Below are 7,930 nucleotides of genomic sequence, written 5' to 3' on the forward strand. Positions count from 1 at the left end.
GACTCGCCGCGCGTCCCAGATCGGCCAGTCAAGGCCAGCAGGGGCACGCTGGCCAGGTCCTGAAAGACCAGCACGGCGATGGCACTGCGGCCGTGGCGGGTGGTGAGCTCGCCTTGGTCGGCCAGTTGTCGGCTGACCAGCGCCGTGGACGACATGGCCGCCGCAGTGCCGAGCAGCGCGGCGCTCTGGCCGGGCTGCCCCAGCCACATCAATAGCAGGATCAGCGGCGGGGCCACGGCGATCATCTGCAGAGCGCCCGCCATCAGCACCGTCCTGCGGGCGAGCCAGAAGTGTCCGAGGGAGAATTCCAGTCCGACCATGAACAACAGCAGCGCCACGCCCAGCTCGGACAGAAAGCTCAGCGTCTCCCCCGGCGCGATCACGCTGATGACTGAGGGGCCCAGTACAACGCCGACAGAGAGATACCCCAGCAAGGCGGGCACTCTGAACGCCGCCGTCGCCATCGACGCCAGGCTGCAAGCCGCCAGCAGGATTAGCGTATCGCCGAGTAAGGCCTGCATCGGTCAGCGTCCCACTTGCGTCGACGTCCAGCGCACGATGTCCTGCGCGCCCATCGCGCCGGCCTGACGGGCGATCTCCCGCCCACCCTGGAACAGGGCGAGCGTCGGGATGCTGCGGATACCGAACTGCGCGGCCAGGTGGGGCTCAGCCTCGGTATTCACCTTCGCCAGCCGGATCCTCGGTTCGAGCTGGTGCGCCGCTTGCTGGAACTGTGGCGCCATCATCTTGCACGGCCCGCACCATGGCGCCCAGAAATCGACCAGTAGCGGCAGATCGCTGCGCTCCACGTGGCGCGAGAACGTCGCCGTGGTCAACTCGATGGGCTCGCCCGTGAACAAGGGCTGCTGGCAGCGGCCACAGTTGGGATGTTCCGATAGCTTCGCAGTCGGTACGCGGTTGATGGACTGGCAATGCGGGCAGACGAGGTGAAGATCATTCTTCATGGTTCGCCTCCTTGGACCACAGTGAGGCTGCCTCGCTTCGGGTCACAGACAATGCCGACCAATCAACGCCTTGGAGCCAATCGTTCCCGTTTTTGCTTACTCCGGCCTCTTCCAGATGAGCAGCGATGAATGCTTCGGCCTGCATGAGCCACCTTCGGACAGCATCTTCCTTACTAGGAATCAGCAGGATTTCAGAGACGCTGCTGGCATTCAGCCCGTCCACACGGATAAGCAGAAAAATGCGCCGCCACAAACGCGGCATGTCCTTCAGCAGGTCAAATGCAAAAGCGAGCTCGCTCGACCGATCAATCAGCTCCTCCTGTTCCGCGATCGTTGCGACATCGGGATGCTGACTGCCAGCGAAGATATCGGCCAGCTTGAGTGTGTCATCGGGCTGATAAAATTCGAAGATTTCCTCTTCCACCATGGCCTCGGCCACGTCTTGGGCATCCGGTTCGACCGGCGCGTCCAGAGAAACGAATTCGCCAAATTGCCGGCTGCTTGCCACTTCGTTATCCAGGACGGCGAACAGATGCTTCAAAAGATCGGTGTAAGCCTCTTTTTCCCCCGGCACGGATTGCCATTCCACCTCAGCTCGGACAATCGCTTCATCCACCACGTCGCGCAGCGTCGGATAATCGCGCGGTAAATCGCCGACGGCCCGCAGATAAGCCAGCTCACGCCTTGCGACAGCCTCAAGTTTCGACAGTAGAGGCATTCGGGTCACCTCGGCCTCATGGGCGGCTGATGCGGGTTTTGCGGCAATCCGCACCTTGAGCTCGCGCAAGCGCTCGCGTCGTGCTTTGCGCTTGATTTGATCCTGAGCATGCAGTCGGTCAAAATGCTTCCTGGCCTGACGGAACAACGACTGTGCGAGCATCTTCGCGAGGGGCGTCAGCTCGTCATGTGATGCAGTAACGCTGACAATCTTTTTGCCGGGCAGGTGCATATAGCCACTGGCCAGAAATTGCCGCTTGATCTTGTCGCGATCAAGGACGATTTGAAGTTGCGCTGAATCTTTAGTGTGTTTGTCGAGCAATGGCTTGAGGGCGTGCTCGATCACATTTCCCAAAGTTCTCTGCCAAGGTTCATGAAACTCTTTGTCGATAGCTCGATAGCTATATTGCATCTGCATGTATGACTCCTTCGATGTCATTTCTATGGAGGTATGAATCGAGGATGCTCATATCCATAGATTTTGGTTTGGCACGCTCTTACCCCAGGCGCGTTTTGCGAAGACTCCAACTCAAGAACAAAAGCGTGACGCCATAGACTGCCGCATGGAAACCCAACAGCCAGCCTGCGGCCACGAATGACTCGACCGGACGGGTAAAAAATATCCACAAGACGATAGCGCCAAGGATAATCGAGAGCAGTCCACTGAGGGCAAGCCAGATTTCACCCTTGATTTCCCGACGCAGCCGAACGGCGGCGGATATCTCCAGCACACCGGTGAAAATCGCCCAGAAGCCCACGCTAGCCCATAAAAAAGAAGCCAAGACTATCGTGGCGGCCCAAGGAGCAACCAGGACGACGACGCCCGTAAGTATGCCGACAATGCCGCTGAACAGCAGCCAGCCCCAGCGCTCTTTTTTCTGTATATGGCGCACCGCTGCAAACAAGTTGAACGCGCCATTGACCAAGGAAAATGCGCCGAACATGATGGTCATGGCCAACAGAGCCGATTGTGGCATCCAGAACGCGAGGGCTGCAAAAATCAATGCCAAGACACCGCGCAGCACAAAAAGCCACCAATTTTGGCTCAGCGAACACAGTGCTTTGGTGGGGTCATCCGCATTGGAATTAGCGATGGTGTCTGTGTTCATGCAATATCTCCTAAAGATCTATACAGAATAAAAAATCAAACACTCATGGAACAAGAGAGGGGGCGCTATGCGCCCCCTATCCAGGGGTTTCAGAACAACTTGGACAGTTTTGCCTTGACTTCATCGAGCCAGCCTTTTCCGCAGCCTCCCCCTCCCGTCTTTTCCTTGATTTTCTTGAGTTCAGCGTACAGGGGCTCAAAGTCCTTCCTTTTTCCATAGCCCAGCAGTTCTGCCATTTCCAATTGCTGCCGGGCTTCGTTCAACAATGTCTCCAGGCGCTCATTGGATGCTTCGCTGCGCTGACCATCTTCTACCAGGGGCTCGGCGCGCTTCAGGAGCAGCTTCGCACGCAGGACGGGCAGCGGAAGCACGCTGCGCTCCTCGACCAGCGTGCTGAGCGCTGACTGCAGCGCGGCTTTGGCTTCTTCGATCTTGCCCTGATCGATCAGCGGCACGACTGCCTTCACGGCTGCGGGATAGGACGCCAAAGGGATGCTGGTGACCGTGATCACGATTTCACTGGCCAGCAAAGCCAGCACGTGGCGAGCCTGTTGCACCTCGCCATGTTTGAGGGCATCCAGCGCCTCGTCGGTCATCGCCTCAATGGTTTCCGTGTTGGCGAACAAGTCGTGCACGATGGTGCGCACATCAACGCCGGCCAGGGCGAGCGTGGGTTCGCGCGCGACGATCAGCTCCAGCTTTCCCGTCACTTCGGCCAGCGTTGCCAATGCGCGTGCAGTGTCCTTGCCGTCAAGTGCGGCCAGCGCGGATTTGGTCAGCGACAAGGCCGAGACTGCCTCATCGAGGACTTGTTTACGTTTGTCTTCCGCCTGCGAGTCCGTTTCTTTCTGAACCTCAGGCTGTACCTCCGTGACGACTTCAGGCTTGGACTCTGGACTGACAGGAAGGCTGCTTACCGCGGCCTGTTCGTTTATTCCTTCGTTCGTCGCATTGGGATTCGGTGTTTGCTCATTCATGGTGATATGCCTCGTATGAGATAGTGAAAATAGGCGAATCTATTGGGGCTGAATGCGAACATCGCGAGACTGACCGACAGAGCAGTCAGCCCCTTCATCACCTCAAAACAGCTTTTGGATGCGCGTCTTCAACTCGTCGAACCATCCCTTGCCGCTTTTGCCACCAGCCGACTTTTGCTCAATGGACTTCACCTGATCGAAGATGGGTTTGAAGTCCGCCTTCTTGCCATAACCCAGGATCTGCGCCATCTCGATCTCCGTGCGCACGGACGACAGCAAGGTGCTGAGCTCCTCGTTCTGCTTGGCATCGCGCCTGTCGGTCTCGGCCAGCTTTTCAGCTTTTGCCATCGCGGCTTCGGCCCGTAGCACGGGCAGAGGAAAGGCGACCGAGGTCACCACCAGCGTGTTCAGTGCTCGGGCGAGTTCCGCTTTGGCGTTGTCGATCTTGCCGCTGTCGATGAGCCGTGCGGCCGACTTGATCGCTGCCGGGTACGTTGCCATCGGAAGGTTGTCGGTTTGGATTACGATTTCGCTGGCCAGATTGGCAACGATGGGCCGGGCCTTTTGCACCTCGCCATCACCCAACAACTCCCGAGACAACTTGACCGCTTTCTTTACCGATTCCACGTTGGCGTGGATATCGTGGGTGATGACGCGTACATCGACCGGCGCCAAAGCAAGTTTGGCGTCGCGTGCCAATACCAGTTCCATCTTTCCGCTGGCCAGTTCCAGCGCAGCAAGCGCCTCCTTGGTCTTATTTGCATCAAGGAGGGTCAAAGCCTCCTGGGTCTTGGTGAGCGCCGTGATGGCGTCTTGAGTGAGCTCGGCACGCTTTTTATCGGCTTCCCGGGCGGCCTTGTCATCTACCTGTGGCTGTGCCGCCTTGGATGCGGCAGAGGGTGCTGCAGCACCTGGGCTAGAACCTGCCGCCGATTGGGCCAGAGCCGGTCCGCTCAGTCCGACGACGACCGCCAGGGCAAGTGCGGAGAAGGTGTATTGTGGCTGTTTGATATTCATGATCTTGGGCTCTTGATTGAAGTTAGTTGACTGAGATTTCAATCTGTTTCGGTTTGGCTTGCTCGGCCTTGACAAGCCGCACTTCCAGCACGCCGTCTTTCATGGAAGCCGTCACCTTGGTCGGATCAACGTTGTCAGGCAAGACAAAGCTGCGCACAAAGCGGCCATACGCACGTTCGATGCGGTGGAACTTCTTGCCCTGCTCCTCTTTTTCCAGTTTGCGCTCGCCGCTGATGGTGAGCACACCGTTTTCCGCGCTGACGCGCACGGCATCCTTGGGGACCTCCGGCAGATCCAGCTTGAGGAGGAATGCGTTCTCATCCTCGCTGATGTCCGCCATTGGTGCCCAGTCCGCCGTGGTCATGGCTTCGTTGCCGGTACGGGCGCCCTGTCGCTGGGGTATTCGTCCGAACATCGTCGCCAGGCGGTTTTGCAATTCATCCAGTTCCCGGAAGGGGTCCCACGGTGTCAATGCAGACATATCGGTTCTCCTTGAACAATGCCGACGAATTGGATGACGCACTGAACAGAGCCGTCGGTTTACTCTGAATGGCACCTACTACTGTTTTCAGTTCCGAACAAGTCCTTGAGTCAATTGACGGATATCGCTTTCGTCGAGCGTTTCCCGCGCCAGCAGCTCGCGCGCACAGCGCTCCAGCACCGCGCGGTTGATGTCGAGAATCCGGTAGGCGCGCTCGAACACGCCCATCACGATGTCGCGGATAGCCTGATCGATGCGCGCCTGGGTCGATTCGGCCAACCGGCAACCGCCGTGGGCCAGTTCAGGTGTATCGAGAAAGCGGGGCCGCTGCGCCTCGAAGGCGATGTAGCCCAGGCCCTCGTCCATGCCAAAGCGGGTGATCATGTCGCGGGCGATGTCGGTGGCTCGCGCCAGATCGTCCGCCGTCCCGGTAGACAACTCGCCGAACACCAGCTTTTCGGCGGCACGCCCGCCCAGCAGTACGGCGATCTTGTGCTCGAGATCGGTACGCGTCATCAGGAAGCGGTCTTCGGTGGGGCGCTGCAAGGTGTAGCCCAGCGCGCCGATGCCGCGCGGGATGATCGAGATCTTGTGTACGGGGTCGGTTTCGGGCAGCGCCAGCGCCACCAGCGCATGGCCCATCTCGTGATGGGCCACGGTTTCCCGCTCCTTGGGGTTGAGCACGCGGCTCTTCTTTTCCAGGCCCGCCACGATGCGCTCGATGGTCGCGGTGAAGTCCTGCAATTCCACGGCGGACGCACGGCGTCTCCTCGCCGCCAGCGCCGCCTCGTTGACCAGATTGGCGAGGTCCGCGCCGGAAAAGCCCGTGGTCAGTGCGGCTACCTGTTCGAGGTCTACATCCTGGGCCAGCGTCACCTTCTTGACATGAACCTTCAGGATGTCCAGCCGCCCCTTCTTGATGTCGGGCCGGTCCACCAGCACCTGGCGGTCGAAGCGGCCGGCACGCAGCAGCGCCTGGTCGAGGATTTCGGGGCGGTTGGTGGCGGTGAGGATGATCAGCCCGACCGAGCTGTCGAAGCCGTCCATCTCCGTGAGCAGCTGGTTGAGGGTCTGCTCGCGCTCGTCGTGGCCGCCGACGCCGCGCGCGCGGCCCAGCGCATCGAGCTCGTCGATAAAGATGATGGCCGGTGCCTGCCCGCGGGCCAGCTCGCACACACGGACCGCACCCACGCCGACGAACATCTCGACAAACTCTGAGCCGGAGATGGAGATGGAGAAGCAGGGCACCGCCGCCTCGCCGGCAACAGCCTTGGCCAGCAATGTCTTGCCGGTGCCCGGTGGGCCGACCAGCAACACGCCCTTGGTAATGCGCGCCCCGAGACGGCCATAGTCCTGCGAATTCTTCAGGAAATCGACGATCTCGACCAGCTCCGCCTTGGCCTCATCCCCCCCCGCGACATCGGCGAACGTCACACCGGTGTTCTTTTCCACGAACACCTTGGCGCGGCTCTTACCGATGTTGAGAAACCCGCCCATGCCCTGCTTCTCGGCGAAGCGGCGGAACAGGAAGAACCAGACGCCAAAGAAGGCTACCGCTGGCAGGATCCACGACAGCACATCGCGCAGCCAGGTGCTCTCCAACACGCGGGCATAGGGCACGTCGTACTTCGACAGGCGATCGGCAAGATCGGGTTCGACCCTCGTTGCAACGATCGTCGTCTTGCCCCGGCTGTCCGGCGACTTCAGGCGCCCGGTCACCGTACGATCCGACACCAGCACTTCGGCCACGCGCCCCTCGGCCAGCGCCTTCTCGAACTCGCTGTAGGGCACCGGCTCGACGGTTTTCGCCGTCTGCCAGTAGCTCTGCAAACTCAACAACAGCAGGAGTGCAACGATCCAGTAGCCGGTATTCCATTGATTCTTTTTTTCCATGGGCCGTGTTCCTCGAAAGTCGAGTTGCCAGAGGATCAGGTGAACAGACGGGCCGCACCGTCACGCAAACGGATGGCCAGCGAGCGGGAGAGCAGTGCCGCCGCTGATGAGCAGCCCCCACGGCGTGGCCGACCGCGGATCACGCTTGTAGACGACCGCGTGACCCGCGGCCACGACCGCCACCGCGATCGAGGCCAGGGAGGCTGCCCATGCCAGGCCGATGGGGTCGGACACGGCAGCCTCGCCCGCCATCAAGATGCGTCGCTCGCCGACTTCTTCTTGCGCGAGCCTTTGCCAGCGTCGCCGTGCGGCGTCTCGGTCGCCTTCGCGGCATCCGGCAGCTCCGGCTCGGCCGGGGTCTGCGGTGGCTCTTTGCGTTCGAACACCACGCGTTCGGCCTTGTCGTCCCAGCGTGCGCTGGCGTGATCGCCCTTGCCGATGCCGCCACCGAGCATCTCGCGCGCCAGCGCAGTTTCCAGCTCGCTACGGATCAGGCGCTTGAGTTCACGCGCACCGAACTCGGGCTTGTAGCCTTCTTCCGCGAAATGGTCGATCAGCGTCTGATCGAAAGTGAGCGTCACGCCCTGGCTGGCGGCGCTGCGCGCCACGCGATCGAGCTGCAGGCCGACGATGTGGCGGATCTCCTCCTTGCCCAGCGCATGGAAGACGATTATCTCGTCGATGCGGTTGAGGAACTCGGGCCGGAAGTGGCCGCGCAGCACGTCCATGACCTCGGCCTTGGTCTTTTCGTACTCCTCGCCAGCCGCCTCA

Annotated in this window: 8 protein-coding genes and 2 pseudogenes; all 10 read right to left on the bottom strand. The window is 60.4% G+C overall.

All coding sequences use genetic code 11. The annotated features are described in order from the left end of the window. A pseudogene (gene kefB-GI / locus GKAS_RS21780) lies at positions 1 to 521 on the bottom strand (heat resistance system K+/H+ antiporter KefB-GI); the annotation flags it as partial. Positions 522 to 524: 3 nt separating this feature from the next. Then, positions 525 to 965, bottom strand: a complete 441-nt coding sequence (gene trx-GI / locus GKAS_RS21785) for a heat resistance system thioredoxin Trx-GI (protein WP_000786814.1) — start codon at positions 963 to 965, stop codon at positions 525 to 527. After that, positions 955 to 2,100 (bottom strand): hypothetical protein, encoded by a 1,146-nt coding sequence (locus GKAS_RS21790; protein WP_003847774.1) that lies wholly within the window; start codon positions 2,098 to 2,100, stop codon positions 955 to 957. Before GKAS_RS21790 ends, trx-GI begins: the two co-directional genes overlap by 11 nt. 79 nt (positions 2,101 to 2,179) lie before the next feature. Beyond that, the gene (gene hdeD-GI, locus GKAS_RS21795) at positions 2,180 to 2,791 is read right to left on the bottom strand and encodes a heat resistance membrane protein HdeD-GI (RefSeq protein ID WP_003847772.1); all 612 of its coding nucleotides are present in this window, start codon (positions 2,789 to 2,791) and stop codon (positions 2,180 to 2,182) included. 89 nt (positions 2,792 to 2,880) lie between these two features. Then, positions 2,881 to 3,768 carry a heat resistance protein YfdX2 gene (gene yfdX2 / locus GKAS_RS21800; RefSeq protein WP_003847770.1) on the bottom strand — a complete coding sequence of 296 codons (888 nt, stop codon included), beginning with the start codon at positions 3,766 to 3,768 and terminating at the stop codon, positions 2,881 to 2,883. A 102-nt stretch (positions 3,769 to 3,870) separates the two neighbouring features. Beyond that, positions 3,871 to 4,785, bottom strand: coding sequence for a heat resistance protein YfdX1 (yfdX1, locus tag GKAS_RS21805; RefSeq protein WP_003847769.1), 915 nt, complete (start codon positions 4,783 to 4,785; stop codon positions 3,871 to 3,873). Positions 4,786 to 4,807: 22 nt separating this feature from the next. After that, entirely contained in the window at positions 4,808 to 5,266 is a 459-nt protein-coding gene (gene hsp20-GI, locus GKAS_RS21810) for a small heat shock protein sHSP20-GI (RefSeq protein WP_001275372.1), read from the bottom strand. A gap of 87 nt (positions 5,267 to 5,353) precedes the next feature. Continuing rightward, positions 5,354 to 7,159, bottom strand: coding sequence for an ATP-dependent zinc metalloprotease FtsH (gene ftsH / locus GKAS_RS21815; protein WP_003847766.1), 1,806 nt, complete (start codon positions 7,157 to 7,159; stop codon positions 5,354 to 5,356). Positions 7,160 to 7,219: 60 nt separating this feature from the next. Next, positions 7,220 to 7,411 (bottom strand): hypothetical protein, encoded by a 192-nt coding sequence (locus GKAS_RS21820; RefSeq protein WP_001446316.1) that lies wholly within the window; start codon positions 7,409 to 7,411, stop codon positions 7,220 to 7,222. Continuing rightward, positions 7,411 to 7,930: pseudogene (locus GKAS_RS21825) on the bottom strand (Clp protease ClpC); the annotation flags it as partial. The pseudogene GKAS_RS21825 and the gene GKAS_RS21820, both read right to left, overlap by 1 nt.

The sequence above is a fragment of the Kluyvera ascorbata ATCC 33433 genome (assembly GCF_000735365.1).
Taxonomy (GTDB): Bacteria; Pseudomonadota; Gammaproteobacteria; order Enterobacterales; family Enterobacteriaceae; genus Kluyvera; species Kluyvera ascorbata.

What these genes read in the sequence shown, in the direction of transcription:
- trx-GI (WP_000786814.1), bottom strand. Translation starts at nt 965, where the DNA reads ATGAAGAATGATCTTCACCTCGTCTGCCCGCATTGCCAGTCCATCAAC.
- GKAS_RS21790 (WP_003847774.1), bottom strand. Translation starts at nt 2,100, where the DNA reads ATGCAGATGCAATATAGCTATCGAGCTATCGACAAAGAGTTTCATGAA.
- hdeD-GI (WP_003847772.1), bottom strand. Translation starts at nt 2,791, where the DNA reads ATGAACACAGACACCATCGCTAATTCCAATGCGGATGACCCCACCAAA.
- yfdX2 (WP_003847770.1), bottom strand. Translation starts at nt 3,768, where the DNA reads ATGAATGAGCAAACACCGAATCCCAATGCGACGAACGAAGGAATAAAC.
- yfdX1 (WP_003847769.1), bottom strand. Translation starts at nt 4,785, where the DNA reads ATGAATATCAAACAGCCACAATACACCTTCTCCGCACTTGCCCTGGCG.
- hsp20-GI (WP_001275372.1), bottom strand. Translation starts at nt 5,266, where the DNA reads ATGTCTGCATTGACACCGTGGGACCCCTTCCGGGAACTGGATGAATTG.
- ftsH (WP_003847766.1), bottom strand. Translation starts at nt 7,159, where the DNA reads ATGGAAAAAAAGAATCAATGGAATACCGGCTACTGGATCGTTGCACTC.
- GKAS_RS21820 (WP_001446316.1), bottom strand. Translation starts at nt 7,411, where the DNA reads ATGGCGGGCGAGGCTGCCGTGTCCGACCCCATCGGCCTGGCATGGGCA.